Below are 19402 nucleotides of genomic sequence, written 5' to 3'. Positions count from 1 at the left end.
TCAGTAGCCACAAGCCTTTCCTGAACATAGACACCCACAACTATTAGGTTGAATAACCAGTTCGTAAACATGGACATCCACGTATCAATCTGTGAGTTGGGTGGAGGCGATGATTATGCAACGAGTGGGTGTCCAAGGAATATAAGTTTGTGACGAACGACAAGGTTTTGTTGTGAGTGTCTAAAATAGGGCTAGTCTAGAGTAGGGTTAGGTGTGTTGCATCAAGAAAAAGAGGGTTACCAGAAAAAGGCGTGGCCCCATGAAGGGGCCACCAGTGCGGCATGCGCCGCGACCATGTTGAAAAGGTATCACATGGTATGTGAAATAAGGTGCTTAGATGCGACCGTTTAACTCAGACGCGATAGGGTTAGCGTCTAGGCCTTGCTCTGCAATCCACGCTTGAAGGGTTTTACCGTCTGCTTCAGGCGATTTTAAATCTTTGCTTGGCATTTTTTTAACTAATAGTGTGCCTACTTCAACAGCATTGCTGGTTAAAGCCGTACGAATAAGGCTTTGGCCGTTGCATGAGATGGCGCTGTAGTAATCGCGAAGCTTAAGTTTGTAGTCAGATTGCACGCTACGCATTTTCTTACGAAGTTCGCCTTTATCATCGGCTTGTACAATCGTGCAGATGTTGGCAAGGGCTTCGTTTACGTCGTTCGCTTGTGCTGCGTTAGAAAAAGCTAGAGTAGAAGCGGCGATTACTAGTGAAGTTTTAACAATTTTCAACATGGTTAAATTCTCTTCGGTTAAAGGTTTAATTTGTCTGTTCGGCTTGTATTAAAGCGCAATCGAGGAGGTTGAAAAACATACGGGGCAATAACGAGGTATAGAAAATAATACGCTTACTGATGCAGGAGTGATGGTTGTTAATAGTTAATGTATTGATTATTAATATTTTTATTGTTATTTGAGTGTGGTGCTAGCGTATTTTTAGCTTACGTTTTCATGAAGAAGTAAGCATGTGAATGGTGAAATAATACTGTTTACTTGTTATGACACCGACGCGCAGCAAGCGATACACTTACGGTAGTTGAAAATTGTGTTTCTATGCCTTGCACCATGGCGTGCCATTGATTGGGCGATAAGCCGGAGTGTATCGTGATAGGGGAGTGACTGACGTCGATACGCTCGCAATGACCTATACGCAGTTGCCTTGCCGTGTCCTCAATCAGTGCCAGGTAGTCATAAAGAGAAAATGGTAACCCGTCGACGGCGTTGCTTTTGTTACCCAGAAACGGAAATAAACACCGCGGTTGTTCATTGTTGTTTGCTGCCTTAATACGTCGCTGAATACTCGTGAACGCGGATGCTTTTGGTGTGGTGGCGATGCCTGCGCGAAGCGGGTTTAAATCGACATACGCCATACAAGCCATGACGGCAGCTTCATCTAATAGCGCTTGGGACTTAAAGCGTCCTTCCCAAAAGCGGCCGGTACATTCATCTTCCTTATTAGCTTGGCGTGCAATGTATTCATTTAAAAGACGCATAAACCAACTGATGTCATAGAGCCGCTGACGATATACCGCGACCGTTGCCATTACCGACTGAATGTGAACTTCTGACATCACCGCCCGTCGCTGAGGCTGCATATAGTCACGGGTAAGCTGTGTGCCTTTATGTAGCAAATGCCAGCGTGTTAAGACCGCCTCGGTTGTCCATGACAGGGCTTCATCTCTGTCAACGCGAAGGACAACATGCGTGTGGTTACTCATGACTGCGTAAGCACACACGTCAATAGCAAACACTTTGGCTAAGCGAAGCAACCGGTTTTCAACCCACTGTCGACGATGCTCAAAGCTTTTACCGCTGAAATGGTCCTTCCCACATAAAAAAGCGCGACGAACGCAACGTGATACGCAATGGTAGTAGGGCGTATCTTGCAAGCAAATAAGTGATTTTCTGGGACGAGGCATACCGGCATATCCATTATTGACGAGTAATAAACTAATAGTAGTAAAACCATCGTGCCAAGACGCGAAGCATAAAGGTACTGAACAAGGGGTGAGTTTTGGCGTGTGTTGGAAGTTGGAAATGCGTGGGTGTCTCAACCTAAGACAAGGGTTTCACGTTGAGCGAAGCAATACACCAGAAAAGGGCGTGGCCCCATGAAGGGGCCACCAGTGCGGCATGCGCCGCGACCATGTTGAAAAGGTATCACATGGTATGTGAAATAAGGTGCTTAGATGCGACCGTTTAACTCAGACGCGATAGGGTTAGCGTCTAGGCCTTGCTCTGCAATCCACGCTTGAAGGGTTTTACCGTCTGCTTCAGGCGATTTTAAATCTTTGCTTGGCATCTTTTTAACTAATAGTGTGCCTACTTCAACAGCATTGCTGGTTAAAGCCGTACGAATAAGGCTTTGGCCGTTACATGAGATAGCGCTGTAGTAATCGCGAAGCTTAAGTTTGTAGTCAGATTGCACGCTACGCATTTTCTTACGAAGTTCGCCTTTATCATCGGCTTGTACAATCGTGCAGATGTTGGCAAGGGCTTCGTTTACGTCGTTCGCTTGTGCTGCGTTAGAAAAAGCTAGAGTAGAAGCGGCGATTACTAGTGAAGTTTTAACAATTTTCAACATGGTTAAATTCTCTTCGGTTAAAGGTTTCATTTGTCTGTTCGGGTTGTATTAAAGCGCAATCGAGGAGGTTGAAAAACATACTGGGTAATAACGAGGTATAGAAAATAATACGTTAAAGGGGGGGCGGTGGCCGGTGTAATGAAAGATAACATGCTGATACGTATAAGTTTGGCGTCACAATGGCGGAGGGTGTCTATCGCAATGTGATAGATAACATTGCGTAAAATTGGAAAGAAAGAGTGGGTGTCTATGTTTTTATGTGGATACGTATAAGTTTGGCGTCACAATGGCGGAGGGTGTCTATCGCAATGTGATAGATAACATTGCGTAAAATTGGAAAGAAAGAGTGGGTGTCTATGTTTTTATGTGCGTGTCTACATCTTTATATGTTCATCTTGCTTAAAACAAAAAAACCAGGCGTATTGCCTGGTTCTTTCGGTGTTCAAGAATCAACGTTAATGCGATTTAAAGTGGCTTGAAACTTCCATAATCTGTTCTCTCATCCACATATGGGCATAATCATGATCGGCGCTTACATGCCAATACAGGTAATACTCCACTGGGGGTAAATCAAAAGGCATTTCATAAATAGCCAAATCATAATGCTTCGCAAGATGAAATGGTAAACAGGCAATAAGGTCTGTTTTAACAATAGTACTCGGTACGGTAAGAAAGTGTTGTCCGCGCATCACTTCTTTCCTACGTTTCCCCATTTTATCCAATGCGACATCAATGGGGCCTGCACCAGACTTTCTTTGCGACACATTAATGTGACCAAGGCGTAAAAACGTTTCCAAATCTAAGCCATTTTTAAGAGCGGGATGGTTTTTGCGTGCAAGCACAACAAATCGGTCTCTTGCGATTATCTCTTTACACAAATGAGGGTCGGTAAACGTTGAAGCATCAGCGAAAAAGTCTAACGTGCCTGCGGCCATTGCAGAAACCACTTGGCTTCGCGGTATTTCATAATTTGTTAAACCGATATTGGGCGCAAGGTTTTGAAGCCTGGCAACTAGCCTAGGCATAATGCTAGCCTCCAAAAGATCTCGGCTGGCGAAATTAAATGCTTTTTCCGCAGTCAACGGGTCGAATGTATGGCTCTCTTGCACACTTTTACGCAGAAGAGCTAATGCTTGTCTGGCTGGAACAATAATATTCTGGGCCACAGGGGTGGGTGTCATGCTATGTCCCGTTCTAACAAACAAGGGATCATTCAACATTTCTCTAAGCCGGGCTAGCGAGTTACTAACCGCAGGTTGTGTTATGCACAGTACGTCGGCAGCTTTAGTTAAACTGCCGGCGGTGTATATCGCGTCGAATACAGCGAACAAATTCAGGTCGATTCTATTCAAATTCATATGCATTCCTTGTCTGACGAGTGTCAGTATGAAAACCTAGTGCCGAATGCGTTACGGCACATATTTAAACGAAATATTTACGCTAGTGTAACAAAACTGTTTATAAATACCTATTATTAAAAGTTAATTGAATTATTCAACAGGTTGATAGTACATTGACAACAAGCAACGCTACTAAGGAAACGCAAATGAAGGCACTCATCGACTTAAATAAGGGCGATACATTGTCCCAAAAAGATTGGATTGAGGTGACTCAGCCAATGATAAATCAATTTGCAGAGGCAACGGGTGATCATCAGTGGATTCATTTGGATCAGGCTAGATGTGAAGCAGAGAGTCCATTTAAGACAACCATTGCTCATGGATTTTTAACCGCATCACTTATGCCCAAGGCGTTTGCAGGGGTTATAGCGCCATCCGATAGAATTGCATCAACCATAAATTATGGTATTGATAAACTTCGTTTTCTAGAACCCGTGAAAAGTGGGGATAGTATAAAATATCAATTCGAGGTTGTTGATGTTGTTGATAAGCCGCAAGGTAAGCTCTATCGTGTTGAAGCACAGTGTTTATTGAAATCGTCTGGTAACCCGGCCCTTGTAGGCACCTTCTTGATGTTAGCTGTACTCGCTTGATAAATGAAAAAGCCGACATTTCGTCGGCTTTTTTGTGTATACCTTTTATATAAAGTATTAATTAGATGCTTCTTCAGCGCCTTCTTCAACCGCCTCACCAGCACTTTGGATGTCTTCACCTGCGCCTTCAATCGTAGCGCAACCTCCCACGAACCCCAAAAGGCCTGCTAACATCATCGCATTAAACGCGTTACGAAGTTTTTTTGAATCAATTAAATTAAGCATATACATTTTCCTTGTTGTTAAAAATCGGTGTTATTCGTCGTTACCTGTTTCACTTGCATCGCTAGACATTGTCTTGTCTCCACTGTGACTGTCTTGCTTAGCGCCGCTATTTGATTGGGTATTACTTTGTTCGGATGTGTGGGTGTCTTTATCTGAACTGTCTTTGCTGCTTGCGCTGCGCTCGCTAATCATACTATTTAGTTTCTCGCCGCCTTTCGCATTAAAATCTAGTGTTCTGATTGGGAACGGAATAAGTACATCGTTTTCATCCAATACGCGCTTAACGGTACACACTGCATCGTGTCGAACCTGCATGAAACCAGGCTCACCAGGGTACTGGATCCAGAACCACAATAAGAGATTGATGCTAGAGTCACCAAACGACGCTGCATATACGGCGGTTTCGTCTTGTTTGATAACGTACGACTTCTCATTCATTGCGTCGGTTATTAAACTCGCCGCTTTTTCAATATCATCCGCATACGAAATGCCTACAGGAACTTCAATTCGTCGGTGACCCAGTGTTGAATAGTTAGTGAGGATATTTCGAAATAGAATTTTATTGGGAATAACTTCTTGCTGGCCGTAGAACGTTTCTACTAGTGTGTTTCGTAGGTTTATCTCCTGAACCACGCCAAACACGCCCTCTGCTTTTACCACATCGCCAATTTCGAAGGGTTTTCTAATACCCATCGCCACACCTGCGATAAAGTTTTCTGTCATATCTTGAAACGCAAAACCAATAGCAAGGCCCACAATACCTGCGCCAGCTAAAAGCGACGTAACCGTACCTTTTAGTCCAACAAAGTCGAGCGCTATAAAAATACCCACGAGAAGTATTAGTGCCTTAATGATTGACGTAAGCAAGCTAGCAATTTGTCTAGACTCAAACGTTTTACGCATTACTGCGCCAGCAAGGTTGCCAATTATTTTGGCAGCGATACCAAACGCTATTGCAATTAGGAATGCAACAACGATATTTGGAAGTAACTTAATCGCACCTTCCATCCAACTTTCTAATTTGCCACTTAAAAGTTCATAAGCATCTTCGACTTTCGGGATTTTCATTCACTACACACTATTTTGCTACACAATAAGTCAGTACCTTCAAGAATTGTACCTATCAATAAATTTTTAAATTAATGATTTTTATGTGTTTTTTATTTTATTCTTTAAGTGTTGCGGTGTTTTTTGAGAAAGAATTACATGACTAGGAAAAGAATACAGACTGTTTTTTCACCAGAATGAGTCAGTCAAACGTCTATCTGGTCTGACCATATGTAAAATTAATGTAAACATATTGTTCACAATAAATTTACAAACTGGTTTTTCAAGCATAACATGAAGTTGTGAGCTTAATTTGTAGGCTTGCTAACATAACAATGAGAAATCGTACAGCAATTTGCTAGCGGAAAGTAAGGGTTAAGCCGGTAGTGATGCGCCCAGATTTGGAATCACACTATGAAATTTAATACACGTAAAACCGCAGTCGCAGCTTTTGTAAGTTCTGCGTTATTGTGTTCAACGTTTTCTGCATTTGCGCAAGAAGCCGAAGATTCGCAAGAAGAAGCAAAGAAAAAAGATGTTGAGTTAATTCTCGTTACGGGTAGTTTTGTTCGCCGCAGTGAGAACTTTGAATCTCCATCACCACTCGCCGTCGTTGATAGTGTCGCCATAGACTCTATTGGTGCAAAGAATATTGCCGACATCACGCAGACGCTAACGATAAACACCGGCGCTGAGAATAATCCCGATGCATTCACTCAGAATGCTACAGCCGGTACGTCAAACATTAACCTTCGAGGCTTAGGTGTTGCATCTACACTTGTGCTTCTTAATAACAAACGCCAAGTTGTTACCGCACAGCCGACTAACCAAGGTCTAAACTTCGTAGACACAAGCTCTCTTGTACCAATGATAGCCATCGATAGAATGGAAGTGGTAAAAGATGGTGCCTCTGCACTTTATGGTTCTGATGCCGTTGCAGGTGTGGTTAACTTCATTACAAAACGCAACTATGATGGTGCGATGGTAACCGTTGATTATCAAGACGGTGCGCATGGCAACAACAAAGAATACATTCTGCAAGGTTTGTGGGGAGCGTCGGGTGATAACGGTAACGTTATGGCCGCGATTAGCTATACCAATCGTTCACCACTTTTCCTAAGCGATCGACGCTTAAGTCGACCTCAAGATGACACAAGCGCATTGGGTAACCCTGGTTCATACTTCCTTAATATCCCAGGTGTAGGTGCGTTACCAATCATTGACCCTTATGGATGTGAAGAGCAAGGTGGTACACCAGATTTGCGCGCACCTAGCGGCACCATCCCTGGCTTAGAAGTGGGTTTCTGTGGCTTCGATTTCGGTAAATTCTACTCGTATGTTGCCGACGAAAGCAGAATAAACACGTATGTCAGTGCGAACTATGAGTTTGATAACGACATTACGTGGACGGCTGAAATTGGCATGGCGAGAAACCGTGCACAACGTGGCGGCGCGCCAAGTTTCCCAATCTTAACGTCACCTATTGTACCTGATTACCATCCACAGAACCCGTTTGGAACAGGCGTTGCTTTCTTCGGACGTGCAGAAGGTAATGGTTTTGACGGCGACCCGGCGAATACCGAATCTGACACCTTTAGATTCAGTACGAATCTTCAGGGCGTAACCGATTCAGGCTTCTGGGAAGTTAGCTATACGCGAGCAGTCAACGACTTCTTGTTCCAAGTTCCTGACGTGTTAAACACAGAGTTCCAGCTTGCGTTATTAGGGTTTGGTGGTTCAGATTGTAATCCGGTAACGGGAAGCCCTGGTGCTGGTCCATGTGAGTTCTTTAACCCGTTCTCTACATCTTATAGTTCTGCACCAAATTCACAGTATGTGGTTGACTCGTTTACGGCCAAGCAAGTTATTGACTCGAAATCTGACCTAGAAGTATTTGAAGCGTTCACTTCGTTTGACGTTTTTGAGATGGGGGGCGGCTTTGCAGCATTAGCATTGGGTGTTCAGTATAGAGAACAGCAGCTGTCTATGGATTACGATCCATTGTCTAACCAAGACAGTTTCACTTTCGTAATTGGTAACCCAGATATAGACGGTAGCCAAGATGTTTGGGCGGCGTTTGGTGAGCTTGCATTACCTATTAATGACGACTTAGACGTTCAGTTAGCACTTCGTTATGAAGATTACGGCGGTACAATTGGTAGCACGGTAGATCCTAAGTTAGCCGTTTCTTATCGTGCCACTGATGAATTTTCACTACGTGGTTCAATTTCAACGTCGTTCAGAGCGCCAACTGTGTTCTTAGCAGAAGGTGGGGCGACTACGCTTCAACAACTTCTTGATCCTGTGCAAGGTGCAGTTGCTTTTGTGGCAGTAAGAACATCAGGTAATGAAGACTTAAAACCAGAAGAGTCAACCGCTTACAACGTAGGTTTCTCTTATGAGCCGTTTAGAGATTTATCTATTGAGCTAGATTACTGGAACTTCGAGTTCGAAGACCTAATCATTCAAGAGAATGCACAAGCGGTGCTTAACGCTGGTCCTACTGATCCTGACCGCGTAATCCGTGCAGGCGACCCGCTAACAGGCCCTGTACTACAAATCAACAATACCTATGTAAACGCGAGTTCGCTTGAAACCTCGGGTGTTGATTTCGTGACCAGTTACAAAATGGAAACCGAACTGGGTAACTTCACGCCAACATTGAATGCTACGTATATTACGAAGTACGATCTGTCAGACCCTCAAGCAGGTTCTATCGATGGAGCAGGGCGCAGAAACTTCAATAATATCGGTACATCGTCACCAGAGTTAAGAATGAACTTAGGTGTGGCATGGAGAAATGATATTCACGCAGCAAATGTATTTGTTCGTTATATCTCTTCCTATGATGACGACCAAAACTGTGCTGATGGTACAGCCAATGTTACTGGATGTGCTGACGGGTTCTATGAAGTTGATAATCACGTAACGGTAGATGCTCAGTATAATATCGACCTAGGTGCTATGTTTGAAACTCAACAGAGTTACGTACTTACAGTGGGTGGTATTAACTTATTTGATAGAGATCCACCGCGTTTGTTCACTAACAGTGGTTTCGATTCAAAAGTACATGATCCGCGCGGTCGTCAAGTGTACGCAAGACTTGCGGTTGAGTTTTAAATAACCTCAAGGTAAACCCATACAAAGGCCAGCATATGCTGGCCTTTTTTTTGTAAACATTTCTCACCGCAACACTTTTCTTGTTTATGCACTAGAGCTGACCTTCTACGTAATCTTCGATACAGTGAAATACATTAAATAGTGAAAAAGGGGATACCATGACTACCAAACTAACTAACGAAGAAATCGAATTAAAACTTTCTCAGTTAAATGAATCATTAACTGGGGAGGATAAATGGGCGCTTGAGGGTAACGTAATAAAGAAAACTTTTATGTTTAAAAGTTTTATCAGGGCGTTTGGATGGATGTCACAAATGGCTATTTGGGCAGAAAAGCTTAATCACCATCCAGAATGGTTTAATGTCTATAATAAAGTAGAAGTAACATTAACCACTCATGATGTGGGTGGATTAAGTGAATTAGATTTTAAATTTGCAGATAAAATGGAAAAATTTAAGCCATAAACAACGTTGCTTAGCAAAGTGCTTCACGTTTTAAGAGACTTCTTCTACCGTTGTGGTGGGCAAAATAGGGAATAATTGCTGTTATTGTAAGCAGGTTGGCCAATAAACCTGCAAACAGTCAATAAAATGAAATATTTCGTCAATCATCGCTTGTGTTAGCAAAGTCCATATGTATAATACGCCCCACGTTGAAGGGGAGAACAACAACTTCTCAGTAAACAGTAATTTTCTGGCGCGGGATGGAGCAGTCTGGTAGCTCGTCGGGCTCATAACCCGAAGGTCGTAGGTTCAAATCCTGCTCCCGCAACCACAGAAAATAGCGTTAGAATTTTATTGGCTTGTGTTTAAAGCATAAGTTAGCAACAGTTCAGACGCGGGATGGAGCAGTCTGGTAGCTCGTCGGGCTCATAACCCGAAGGTCGTAGGTTCAAATCCTGCTCCCGCAACCACATTCAAGCCTCAGCATTAGCTGGGGCTTTTTTGTTTGGCGTAATGGTAAGAATCAACGCTTCGCTTTAAGCCCCTCATGGTAACTAGATCAACGTCGTTCCTTTCTCTGCATTATTTACTTTTCCTGCAAAACATACGCAACCAATAAATACACGACACACTACTAATTGTTGTCCCAACGCCCAAAAAAGCGCGTTATCGATGTGCCATTAAGTATTTGGCTACTGCGTTGTAGGCTGGTAAAGAGGTTGGGTCAATATACCCATTTTGGGCTTTTGGATAAGATGCAAACCTTACGATCACCATGTTAGCGGTTGGATCAACGTAGATAGTTTGACCGTGAACACCTCTCGCAGCAAACGCGTGATGCGCGTTATGTAAAACCCACCATTGGCTTTTATAGGTGGCGCCGTCAAGTGTTGGGAAACCATCACCAAATTTCTTACGGCTTCCTCCTTTTTGAATAGTCTTTACTACCTCGGGCGAAAATAGTTGCATACCGTGGAGCTTGCCTTTATTAAGCATAAGTAAGCCTATTCTGCCTAAATCACGTAACCCTGCTGTTATACCGCCGCCCGCGAACGGCACACCCTTGCCGTCAATGGTTTGATATGCACTTTGTTCAGCGCCCATTGGCTGCCACAATACTTCCGACGTGAGTTGAGAAATCGATTTGCCAGCAACACGGCTAACTATCCATCCAAGCATATCTGAGTTTATCGTTTTATAGTGAAACGCGTCACCATGCTTTCCATCAGGCTTAACGTGCTGAAGGTACTCCCAATAACCGTTCGGACCTACGTAATCGGCCGGCTTAGGAAGAGGGCTTGCAGCGGCTGAGTATTTCCATATATCTGCATTGGGGTCGGCGTAGTTTTCAGAATATTTTACACCGGTTGTCATGTCCATGACTTGTCTTACGGTTGCATCAGCAAATGCACTCGCGCCAATTTCGGGAATAATGCTTTTTACTAAAGCCTTGTCGTCCAGTTGATTATTCGCAATCAGTATTTCAGCCAGCAGGCCAGTAATTGATTTGGTCATCGACATTGCAGCATGTTTACCATCCTCTTGCAGACAGCCAAAGTACCGTTCATAAACCACTTCGTTTTTGTGAATAATAAGCATGCCATCAGTATAATTTTCATAAAGCGATTGCTCCCAGGTTATTAGCTGGTTGCTTTGCATTGGCGTGAACGCTAGCGCGTCTATACTTTGTCTTAAATTTGCGAACTCAACCGGCGAAACATAGTTCAACGGAATAGGGGCGTTAAGGCCTCGGCTTATTTCTTTGGTGGGTAAAAACTCTCGTAAATGACAAACAGACCATCGTAATTTAGGAAAGCTAAAATAGTTTGAGTCTGGTTGCGTAATCAATTTCTCATTTTTGGGCGGAAAGCCCTGCATCCAGCCCATTACTTTAGGGTCTGACTTCGCAGCGCTTAACGTATCCGCAACAGCTATATTCAGATAGCTATACAGTAGCGCGTGAACAAATAAGACACCGATTACATTACGAATGGGGATAAGCATAGTGTAATTTTCCTAGTATGACTGAACCTTATTTAGCACGGCAATTGTCGCTGCGATACATTACAAATGTACGTAACGTAAATAAAGGTGTTTGTCTTGTTCTATTGGAACGCTGTTACGGTTATATTCTTTAGCAGGGATATTCGTTGTTAGCGTTTCACTTTATTTATAATAAAGTTTAGAACACTATCAACGAACGTGTATGCACAACCTATTCATTTTGTATTCGGTTTATTGGGAAGTGTGGGCAATGCCCTCGAATACAAAAAATAAAAGCGTAGTGATAGCGCGAGTTTAATGGGCCTATTGGGGCTTAATAGAAAACCCCTGTTGCTTAATGTGTCGCCAGAAAGTATACTATGACCAACACGTGATGGAAGCGGGCTCCCTCTATGTTTAGGAAAGTAACGCTTTCATTCATTAGCAAGCTGTCACCTGTTGGTGGCTTTACCCATAAGTTTGCAACTGCCTACATGGTAGGTATGGGTTCAGAATTTTAATAAAAAGCCCCGCTAGTACGGGGCTTTTTGTTGTATTAAAACCTAGAGTTAGCCTTGCTGACCTAGGTGATGACAGGTGGGCTTTAGGCCCTTTTTTCGTTTTTGGAGGTTTGGATTGGCAAAACTTGAAGAAAAACTAACGGACATGCTAACGCCGGGTGTTGAGGCCTTAGGTTTTGAGTTAGTTGGCGTCGAGTTTGTAAGAGCGGGGAAACACTCGATTCTCCGTGTGTTTATTGATCACGAAGACGGTATAACCGTTGATAATTGTGCTGATGTAAGTCACCAAGCTAGCGCAATATTGGACGTAGAAGATCCGATAAGCACCGAATATAATCTGGAAGTGTCGTCACCTGGTATGGACAGGCCGCTTTTCAAAGAAAAACACTACGAACAGTCGGTTGGTGAAATTGTTCAGGTTCGTCTATCAATGCCGATGGACGAGCGTCGTAATTTTAAAGGCAAGGTACTAGCTGTCGAGAACGGCATGGTTAGTATTGAAGTGGATGGCCAGCAGTTCCAGTTAGCTGTGGCGAATATCGAAAAAGGTAACGTTGTTCCCACGTTTGACTGATGGAACAGCAATGCTTTCATCGAGGAAAGCTTGAGTGAGGCGAAAATGAATAAAGAAATTTTGTTAGTGGCGGAAGCCGTTTCAAATGAAAAACAAGTGCCTAGAGAAAAGATTTTTGAAGCGCTAGAGTTTGCAATTGCAAGTGCAACTAAAAAGAAAAATGAAGGCGACATTGAAGTACGAGTAAGCATTGACAGAGAGTCGGGCGAGTTCGATACGTTCCGTCGTTGGCAGGTAATTCCTGACGATCAAGTGCAAGAAAATCCTTTTGCTGAAATTACCATTTCAGCGGCACAAATTGATGAGCCAGAGATTGAGTTAGGTGATTTTGTTGAAGAGCAGATAGAGTCTATCGCGTTCGACCGTATTACTACACAGACTGCGAAACAAGTTATCGTACAGAAAGTACGTGAAGCTGAACGTGCTCAAATGATTGCTGAGTACGAAGACAGAGTGGGTGAGTTGGTAACGGGCACAGTGAAGAAAGTGAACCGTGACAATATCATTATTGACTTAGGTAACAACGCTGAAGGCGTTATTTACCGAGACGACATGTTGCCACGCGAAACGTTCCGTCCAGGTGACCGTGTACGTGGTCTTCTTTACGTTATTCGCCCTGAAGCACGTGGTGCACAGCTATTTATTAGCCGTACACATCCAGACATGCTTGTAGAGCTTTTCCGTTTAGAAGTGCCAGAGATTGCGGAAGAAACGCTAGAAATTAAGTCGGCTGCTCGCGACCCAGGTTCACGCGCTAAAATCGCTGTTAAAACTAACGATAAGCGTCTTGACCCAGTGGGTGCTTGTGTTGGTATGCGAGGTTCTCGCGTACAGGCAGTTTCGGGTGAATTAGGCGGAGAGCGTGTTGATATCGTATTGTGGGACGAAAACCCAGCACAGTTCGTTATTAACGCAATGGCGCCGGCTGAAGTTGCTTCAATCGTTGTTGATGAAGACAGTCATATGATGGAAGTGGCTGTTGAGCAAGATAACTTGGCACAAGCCATTGGTCGCAGTGGTCAAAATGTTCGTTTAGCTAGCCAATTGACTGGCTGGGAATTAAATGTGATGACGGTTGAAGATCTCAACAAGAAACACGAGGAAGAAAACGCGAAAGTATTAAACGTATTTACTACCGGTTTAGATATCGATGAAGAATTTGCTTCGGTATTGGTAGATGAAGGGTTTACTACCTTGGAAGAAGTGGCCTATGTGCCAGTAAGCGAACTTCTTGCTGTTGACGGTTTGGACGAAGAAACCGTTGAAGAGTTGCGTGGACGTGCACGTGCATTCTTAACAACACGTGCATTAGCAAACGAAGAAACGCTTGAGGGCGCAGAGCCCACCGAAGCCTTACTAGGCCTTGAAGGAATGAGTAAGCACGTGGCCTATGTGTTGGCCAGCCGCGGCATTACTGACCTTGAAGCACTGGCAGAGCAAGGCACAGATGAAATTAGTGATATTGAAGAACTAAACGAAGAACAAGCCGGCGCCCTTATCATGGCAGCGCGTAATGTGGTTTGGTTTAGTGAAGAAGAATAAGGTCAACAGGGGGAAAAATACGTAATGGCAGATGTATCTATTGAAAAGCTCGCCAGCGACATTGGTACGACCGTTGACCGATTGGTTGGCCAGTTTAAAGACGCGGGTATCACAAAGAGTGCCGGCGCTCAGGTAAACGAAGAAGAGAAAAAGAAACTGTTGGATCATTTAAGTAAGCAACACGGCAGCGCAAGCGAGCCGCAGCGCATGACGCTGAAGCGAAAGACCACTAGCACTATCAATGTTGGTAAATCTAAAGAAGTTAAAGTAGAAGTACGTAAAAAGCGTACCTACGTAAAACGTAATGATGCAGAAGAACTTCAGCGCCAAGAAGAAGAGGCAAAGCGCCTTGAAGAAGAAGCGCGTCTGAAGCGTGAAGCAGAAGAAAAAGCGCAAGCTGAAGCGAAAAAAGCCGCTGAAGAAAAAGCACGTAAAGCTGAAGAAGCTAAGAAAGCGGCCGACGCAGAACGTGCTCGCCGTGCTGAGCAAGCGAAGAAAGAAGCTGAAGCACGTAAAAAAGATGAGCCTAACTTAACTGCTGAAGAAAAAGCAGCACAAGACGCTGCTCGTCAAGAAGAAGAGCGATTGCGTAAAGCGCAAGAAGAAGAAGCGCAGAAGAAGCTTGAAGAAGACGCTAAGAAAGCGGCTGAAGAAGCACGTAAGCTAGCTGAAGAAAACGAACGTCGCTGGAAAGAAGAAGCTGAAGCGCGTAAGAAAGCGGAAGCAGAAGAAGTACATCTTCACTCAAACCGCTATGCGCAAGAAGCAGAAGACGAACAAGATTTGCAAGTAGAGCGTTCTTCACGTCGTCGTCGTAAATCAAAGAAAAACGCGGGTGAGCACTTGAAGCAAGGCTTTAACAAGCCAGCTCAGCCAGTTGAACGTATTGTTAAATTAGGCGCAACCATCACGGTTGGTGAACTTGCAAGCAAGTTGGCGATTAAGTCTAATGAAGTTATCAAGACCATGATGAAAATGGGCGAGATGGCAACAATTAACCAAGTTCTTGATCAAGACACAGCAGTTCTTGTTGTTGAAGAAATGGGTCATAAATTTGAACTGGTTAACGACAACGCGCTTGAAGAAGAGTTGTTAGCCGATGATGGAACAGGCGGTGCCAAAACGTCACGCGCACCTGTTGTAACCATCATGGGTCACGTTGACCATGGTAAAACGTCACTACTTGACTACATTCGTCGTGCAAAAGTGGCCGACGGTGAAGCGGGCGGTATAACGCAGCATATCGGTGCATATAAAGTGCAAACCGATAATGGCGAAATCACGTTCCTTGATACTCCGGGACACGCCGCGTTTACGGCAATGCGTGCTCGTGGTGCTACAGCAACGGATATCGTAATCCTTGTTGTTGCTGCTGATGACGGTGTAATGCCACAAACGAAAGAAGCGGTTCAGCATGCTCGCGCAGCTGGCGTACCTCTTATCGTAGCAGTCAACAAGATGGATAAAGAGTCTGCTGACCCAGATCGTGTTAAGACTGAGCTTTCTCAACTAGAAGTTATTTCAGAAGAGTGGGGCGGTGAGCACCAGTTCTGTAACGTTTCTGCTAAAACTGGTATGGGCGTTGAAGCACTTCTTGAAGCTATCGTTCTACAAGCTGAGTTACTAGACTTGCAAGCGGTTCCTGAAGGTCCAGGTCGTGGTATCGTAATCGAATCTCGTCTTGACAAAGGCCGTGGTCCTGTTGCTTCTGTACTGGTACAAGAAGGTCAACTTCGCGCTGGCGATATCCTTCTTTGTGGCGAAGAGTACGGACGTGTTCGTGCTATGCGCGACGAAAAAGGTCAAGAAATGAAAATTGCAGGCCCATCTACACCAGTAGAGGTATTAGGTCTGTCTGGCGTTCCTGTAGCTGGTGAAGATGCAGCGGTAGTAAAAGACGAGCGTAAAGCGCGTGAAGTTGCTGCTAAACGTCATCAGAAGAAGCGCGAGCTTAAACTTGCACGTCAACAGAAAGCTAAGCTTGAAAACATGTTTGCGAACATGGAGTCAGGTGACGTTAGCGACCTTAACATCGTACTTAAAGCCGATGTACAAGGGTCTGTTGAAGCTATCTCTGAATCATTGATTAAGCTTTCAACGTCTGAAGTTAAAGTTAACATTGTAGGTAGCGGCGTAGGTGGTATCACCGAAACTGATGCTACGTTAGCTGCGGCTTCTGGTGCTATCGTGTTAGGCTTTAACGTTCGTGCCGATGCAACTGCACGACGTGTGCTTGAAGCAGAAGAAATCGACTTACGTTACTACAGCGTTATCTACCACCTAATTGATGAAGTGAAAGCGGCCATGAGTGGTATGCTTGCACCAGAATTCAGACAGGAAATCATCGGTCTTGCCGAAGTACGTGACGTGTTTAAGTCACCGAAAATTGGTGCTATTGCTGGTTGTATGGTTACTGAAGGTGTTGTGAAACGTAGTAATCCAATCCGTGTACTACGTGACAACGTAGTAATCTACGAGGGTGAACTTGAATCACTTCGTCGCTTCAAAGACGATGTTCAAGACGTTCGTAACGGTATGGAATGTGGTATCGGCGTTAAAAACTACAACGATGTAAAAGTAGGCGACCAAATTGAGGTCTTCGAAATCGTTGAGGTGAAGCGCGAAATTTAATCGCCCTGATTTAACGGCAAATTAAAAGCGGGGGCCGTATGGCTCCCGCTTTTGTCTATATAGCCGTTATCATTTTGGGAAAAGGAGAACACAATATGGCTCGTGAATTTTCACGCACCGACAGAGTCGCTCAGCAAGTTCATAAGGAAGTTGCCAGCATTCTACAAAATGAGTACAAACATCGCGTAGGTGACATGCCACTTATCACGGTATCTGAAGTAGAAGTTACGCGTGATTTGGCGCATGCCAAAATTTTTGTAACCATTTACAATAGCACCGAAGAAGAAAGCAAGGCACTGATGAAACAGCTTGTTGAATTCAAAGGTTTCGTTCGCAGTATTTTGGCTAAGCGCCTTCGTATGCGCTCTGTGCCACACCTTCATTTCTTTGAAGATAAATCGATTATTGAAGGTATGCGAATTTCTAATCTTGTTTCGCAGACGGTCGCAAAAGATGAATCTAAGCGCGATAGCGATAGTTCGGAAGAGCAGGATTAAATGGCAAGGCGTCGTAAAGGCCGTGATGTAAACGGCATTGTTTTGCTAGATAAGCCACTAGGTGGTTCATCTAATCAGTTGCTTCAAAAAGTACGATGGCTGTACAAGGCGTCTAAGGGCGGACATACCGGCGCATTAGACCCTTTAGCCAGCGGTATGTTACCGCTGTGTCTTGGTGAAGCGACAAAGTTTTCGCAGTTTCTGTTAGATGCTGAAAAAACCTACGAAGTGACTGCAACGTTAGGTATTCGTACTACGACATCAGACGCTGATGGAGATGTGGTAGAAGAGAAGCCAGTTAGCGTTAGTGAAGAAGAGGTGCGCAATGCGTGTCTTTCTTTCCTAGGAAAAAGTAAGCAAATACCGTCGATGTTTTCAGCGCTTAAGCACGAGGGAAAGCCGCTTTATTATTACGCTAGGCAAGGGATCACAATAGAACGAGAGGCGCGTGACATTGAAGTGTATGAGCTTGATGTACTGCGTATTGAATTGCCCTTTGTAGAAATGCGCATTAAGTGCAGCAAGGGCACGTATATTCGTTCTATCGTGGATGACTTAGGCCAGAATCTGGGCTGTGGGGCTTATGTTACCCGACTGCATAGAACTGAAGTAGCTGATTACCCCACGGATAAAATGGTTCCTCTCGATACCCTTATTAGTATTCAAGAACAATTAGATGACGGCGATTTCGGCGCACTCGACGCATTATTGATCCCCATGGATACTGCGGTAAGTCGTTTACCGTATATCACGATTAACGATGTACAGCGTTCTCGTTTCGATAATGGCCAAAGCGTGGTGGGTAACAGCGAAAATGCGCTGGAAGTAGGCGCAGCCTATCGTGTTTATCATGGCGATGATGAAAGCGGTTTATTTCTTGGCGTAGGCGAGGGCGTATTGAATCCAAAAGATCAAAAAGTCTCTACGGATACAATATTTGTTAACCCTAAGCGTCGCGTTGTTTATAGTTAAACAAATTTACGCTTTCCCTTGCTAAACGGCGCGTCGTCATTATAATACGCGCTTCATTCCGTTCTGCTGAATTAGTGATCGGCGGGACATAATTTAGGAGAATGTTATGTCACTAACTAAAGAACAAACTGCAACGATCATTGCTGAGTATGGCGTAAAAGAGGGCGACACTGGTTCACCTCAAGTACAAGTTGCTTTGCTAACTCACAATATCAACAAGCTTCAAGGTCACTTTGCTGATCATAAGAAAGATCACCACTCACGTCGTGGTCTTCTTCGCATGGTTAGCCAGCGTCGTAAGCTTCTAGACTACCTTAAAGGCAAGAACGCTGAAGCGTATCGTGACCTTATCAAGAGTCTTGGCCTACGTCGATAAGACGAGCCGAAATAAAAAAAGCGCCTTAATGGCGCTTTTTTTATGTCTTTAATATGTCGCTTAATTACTCGATGTTTTACTGGAATGTTTTACCGCAGCGGTCAGCCTGTTTAACTCACTAGCGGTTAGATTGCGCCACTGCCCAGGCTTCAGTGAACCCAGTTCTAAATGCATGATACGGGTACGTTTTAGCTTTACGACCTCATACCCTAAAAACTCACACATACGGCGAATTTGCCTATTTAAACCTTGGGTAAGAATAATACTAAACTTGTTTTTTCCCATAGGTTTTAGCGTGCAAGGCTTGGTGACCGTGCCTAATATAGGAACGCCTTTTGCCATTTTTTGTAAAAAGCGTTCACTGATGGGGTGGTTCACTGTCACTTCGTATTCTTTGTCGTGGGCATTCTCGGCACGCAATATCTTGTTAACAATGTCGCCGTCACTGGTAAGAATAATTAGCCCTTCTGAAGGCTTGTCTAAGCGCCCCACGGGAAAAATCCTCTGCTTATGACGTATTGCGTCGATAATATTGCCTTTTACATGGCGCTCGGTAGTGCAGGTAATACCAATAGGCTTATTATAAACAATATAAACGCGGTCAGATTTATCATTAGCAACGGCTTTTACCACTTTTCCGTCTACTTTTACGGTATCGTTGTGCTCTACTTTTGTACCTAGTTCAGGTAGTTTGTCATTAATGGTAACGCGATTTTGCTCAATGAGTTTATCTGCCTCTCTGCGCGAGCACAGGCCTGTATCGCTGATATATTTATTGAGTCGCTTTGATGTCTCGCCCGTCATGCCGATTTCCTGGTTAACGTCTAAATCGTGAGGTATTAGGTGTGGTCACTAAAAAAGGGGCCGCTATGCCCCTTTCTACATTGCTATTTATAT

Annotated in this window: 17 protein-coding genes and 2 tRNA genes; 11 read left to right on the top strand and 8 right to left on the bottom strand. The window is 44.1% G+C overall.

The window, feature by feature from the left end:
- Positions 1–333 precede the first annotated feature (333 nt).
- From ACOJRU_RS10395 to ACOJRU_RS10380, 4 genes are all read right to left on the bottom strand, one after another.
- On the bottom strand, positions 334–732 hold the full coding sequence (locus ACOJRU_RS10395; RefSeq protein WP_421131678.1) for a DUF3718 domain-containing protein: 399 nt from the start codon (positions 730–732) through the stop codon (positions 334–336).
- A 254-nt stretch (positions 733–986) separates the two neighbouring features.
- A complete protein-coding gene (locus ACOJRU_RS10390; protein ID WP_421131677.1) occupies positions 987–1916 on the bottom strand; it encodes a transposase in 930 nt (309 codons plus the stop codon).
- Positions 1917–2182: 266 nt separating this feature from the next.
- Entirely contained in the window at positions 2183–2581 is a 399-nt protein-coding gene (locus ACOJRU_RS10385; RefSeq protein WP_421131678.1) for a DUF3718 domain-containing protein, read from the bottom strand.
- A 455-nt stretch (positions 2582–3036) separates the two neighbouring features.
- Positions 3037–3939, bottom strand: a complete 903-nt coding sequence (locus ACOJRU_RS10380; protein WP_421131676.1) for a LysR family transcriptional regulator — start codon at positions 3937–3939, stop codon at positions 3037–3039.
- 188 nt (positions 3940–4127) lie between these two features.
- Between ACOJRU_RS10380 and ACOJRU_RS10375 the strand changes: the two genes are divergently transcribed.
- Positions 4128–4574, top strand: a complete 447-nt coding sequence (locus tag ACOJRU_RS10375) for a MaoC/PaaZ C-terminal domain-containing protein (protein WP_421131675.1) — start codon at positions 4128–4130, stop codon at positions 4572–4574.
- A gap of 57 nt (positions 4575–4631) precedes the next feature.
- On the opposite strand, the gene ACOJRU_RS10370 is transcribed toward ACOJRU_RS10375, so the two are convergent.
- Together ACOJRU_RS10370 and ACOJRU_RS10365 are read right to left on the bottom strand one after the other, a co-directional pair.
- On the bottom strand, positions 4632–4799 hold the full coding sequence (locus ACOJRU_RS10370) for an entericidin A/B family lipoprotein (protein WP_421131674.1): 168 nt from the start codon (positions 4797–4799) through the stop codon (positions 4632–4634).
- A gap of 30 nt (positions 4800–4829) precedes the next feature.
- Positions 4830–5867 carry a mechanosensitive ion channel family protein gene (locus ACOJRU_RS10365; protein ID WP_421131673.1) on the bottom strand — a complete coding sequence of 346 codons (1038 nt, stop codon included), beginning with the start codon at positions 5865–5867 and terminating at the stop codon, positions 4830–4832.
- A 393-nt stretch (positions 5868–6260) separates the two neighbouring features.
- Here ACOJRU_RS10365 and ACOJRU_RS10360 point away from each other — a divergent pair, with 393 nt between their 5' ends.
- The 4 genes from ACOJRU_RS10360 to ACOJRU_RS10345 all read left to right on the top strand — a co-directional run bounded on the left by ACOJRU_RS10360 (position 6261) and on the right by ACOJRU_RS10345 (position 9879).
- Positions 6261–8966, top strand: coding sequence for a TonB-dependent receptor (locus ACOJRU_RS10360; protein WP_421131672.1), 2706 nt, complete (start codon positions 6261–6263; stop codon positions 8964–8966).
- A gap of 158 nt (positions 8967–9124) precedes the next feature.
- On the top strand, positions 9125–9430 hold the full coding sequence (locus ACOJRU_RS10355) for a 4a-hydroxytetrahydrobiopterin dehydratase (protein ID WP_421131671.1): 306 nt from the start codon (positions 9125–9127) through the stop codon (positions 9428–9430).
- Between the two features lie 233 nt (positions 9431–9663).
- Positions 9664–9740 (top strand) — tRNA-Met (locus tag ACOJRU_RS10350).
- A gap of 62 nt (positions 9741–9802) precedes the next feature.
- Positions 9803–9879 (top strand) — tRNA-Met (locus tag ACOJRU_RS10345).
- Positions 9880–10075: 196 nt separating this feature from the next.
- Here ACOJRU_RS10345 and ACOJRU_RS10340 read toward each other — a convergent pair.
- Entirely contained in the window at positions 10076–11413 is a 1338-nt protein-coding gene (locus ACOJRU_RS10340; protein WP_421131670.1) for a serine hydrolase domain-containing protein, read from the bottom strand.
- A 615-nt stretch (positions 11414–12028) separates the two neighbouring features.
- Here ACOJRU_RS10340 and rimP point away from each other — a divergent pair.
- From rimP to rpsO, 6 genes are all read left to right on the top strand, one after another.
- Positions 12029–12487, top strand: a complete 459-nt coding sequence (gene rimP / locus ACOJRU_RS10335; RefSeq protein ID WP_421131669.1) for a ribosome maturation factor RimP — start codon at positions 12029–12031, stop codon at positions 12485–12487.
- Between the two features lie 45 nt (positions 12488–12532).
- Positions 12533–14029, top strand: a complete 1497-nt coding sequence (gene nusA, locus ACOJRU_RS10330; RefSeq protein WP_421131668.1) for a transcription termination factor NusA — start codon at positions 12533–12535, stop codon at positions 14027–14029.
- A gap of 24 nt (positions 14030–14053) precedes the next feature.
- On the top strand, positions 14054–16660 hold the full coding sequence (gene infB, locus ACOJRU_RS10325) for a translation initiation factor IF-2 (protein WP_421131667.1): 2607 nt from the start codon (positions 14054–14056) through the stop codon (positions 16658–16660).
- A gap of 95 nt (positions 16661–16755) precedes the next feature.
- Positions 16756–17157: a 30S ribosome-binding factor RbfA gene (rbfA, locus tag ACOJRU_RS10320; protein WP_421131666.1), complete on the top strand. Its 402-nt coding sequence runs from the start codon at positions 16756–16758 to the stop codon at positions 17155–17157.
- Positions 17158–18129 (top strand): tRNA pseudouridine(55) synthase TruB, encoded by a 972-nt coding sequence (gene truB, locus ACOJRU_RS10315; protein ID WP_421131665.1) that lies wholly within the window; start codon positions 17158–17160, stop codon positions 18127–18129.
- A 106-nt stretch (positions 18130–18235) separates the two neighbouring features.
- Positions 18236–18505, top strand: a complete 270-nt coding sequence (gene rpsO, locus ACOJRU_RS10310) for a 30S ribosomal protein S15 (RefSeq protein ID WP_421131664.1) — start codon at positions 18236–18238, stop codon at positions 18503–18505.
- Between the two features lie 60 nt (positions 18506–18565).
- Here rpsO and rluF read toward each other — a convergent pair whose 3' ends face one another.
- Positions 18566–19309, bottom strand: a complete 744-nt coding sequence (gene rluF / locus ACOJRU_RS10305; protein WP_421131663.1) for a 23S rRNA pseudouridine(2604) synthase RluF — start codon at positions 19307–19309, stop codon at positions 18566–18568.
- Positions 19310–19402: the final 93 nt, after the last annotated feature.

This window comes from Alteromonas algae (assembly GCF_049117195.1).
Classification (GTDB): Bacteria; Pseudomonadota; Gammaproteobacteria; order Enterobacterales; family Alteromonadaceae; genus Alteromonas.
Note: the sequence above shows the minus strand (reverse complement) of the source record. Positions and strands in the feature narration are given on the sequence as shown.

What these genes read in the sequence shown, in the direction of transcription:
- ACOJRU_RS10395 (WP_421131678.1), bottom strand. Translation starts at nt 732, where the DNA reads ATGTTGAAAATTGTTAAAACTTCACTAGTAATCGCCGCTTCTACTCTA.
- ACOJRU_RS10390 (WP_421131677.1), bottom strand. Translation starts at nt 1,916, where the DNA reads ATGCCTCGTCCCAGAAAATCACTTATTTGCTTGCAAGATACGCCCTAC.
- ACOJRU_RS10385 (WP_421131678.1), bottom strand. Translation starts at nt 2,581, where the DNA reads ATGTTGAAAATTGTTAAAACTTCACTAGTAATCGCCGCTTCTACTCTA.
- ACOJRU_RS10380 (WP_421131676.1), bottom strand. Translation starts at nt 3,939, where the DNA reads ATGAATTTGAATAGAATCGACCTGAATTTGTTCGCTGTATTCGACGCG.
- ACOJRU_RS10375 (WP_421131675.1), top strand. Translation starts at nt 4,128, where the DNA reads ATGAAGGCACTCATCGACTTAAATAAGGGCGATACATTGTCCCAAAAA.
- ACOJRU_RS10370 (WP_421131674.1), bottom strand. Translation starts at nt 4,799, where the DNA reads ATGCTTAATTTAATTGATTCAAAAAAACTTCGTAACGCGTTTAATGCG.
- ACOJRU_RS10365 (WP_421131673.1), bottom strand. Translation starts at nt 5,867, where the DNA reads ATGAAAATCCCGAAAGTCGAAGATGCTTATGAACTTTTAAGTGGCAAA.
- ACOJRU_RS10360 (WP_421131672.1), top strand. Translation starts at nt 6,261, where the DNA reads ATGAAATTTAATACACGTAAAACCGCAGTCGCAGCTTTTGTAAGTTCT.
- ACOJRU_RS10355 (WP_421131671.1), top strand. Translation starts at nt 9,125, where the DNA reads ATGACTACCAAACTAACTAACGAAGAAATCGAATTAAAACTTTCTCAG.
- ACOJRU_RS10340 (WP_421131670.1), bottom strand. Translation starts at nt 11,413, where the DNA reads ATGCTTATCCCCATTCGTAATGTAATCGGTGTCTTATTTGTTCACGCG.
- nusA (WP_421131668.1), top strand. Translation starts at nt 12,533, where the DNA reads ATGAATAAAGAAATTTTGTTAGTGGCGGAAGCCGTTTCAAATGAAAAA.
- infB (WP_421131667.1), top strand. Translation starts at nt 14,054, where the DNA reads ATGGCAGATGTATCTATTGAAAAGCTCGCCAGCGACATTGGTACGACC.
- rbfA (WP_421131666.1), top strand. Translation starts at nt 16,756, where the DNA reads ATGGCTCGTGAATTTTCACGCACCGACAGAGTCGCTCAGCAAGTTCAT.
- truB (WP_421131665.1), top strand. Translation starts at nt 17,158, where the DNA reads ATGGCAAGGCGTCGTAAAGGCCGTGATGTAAACGGCATTGTTTTGCTA.
- rpsO (WP_421131664.1), top strand. Translation starts at nt 18,236, where the DNA reads ATGTCACTAACTAAAGAACAAACTGCAACGATCATTGCTGAGTATGGC.
- rluF (WP_421131663.1), bottom strand. Translation starts at nt 19,309, where the DNA reads ATGACGGGCGAGACATCAAAGCGACTCAATAAATATATCAGCGATACA.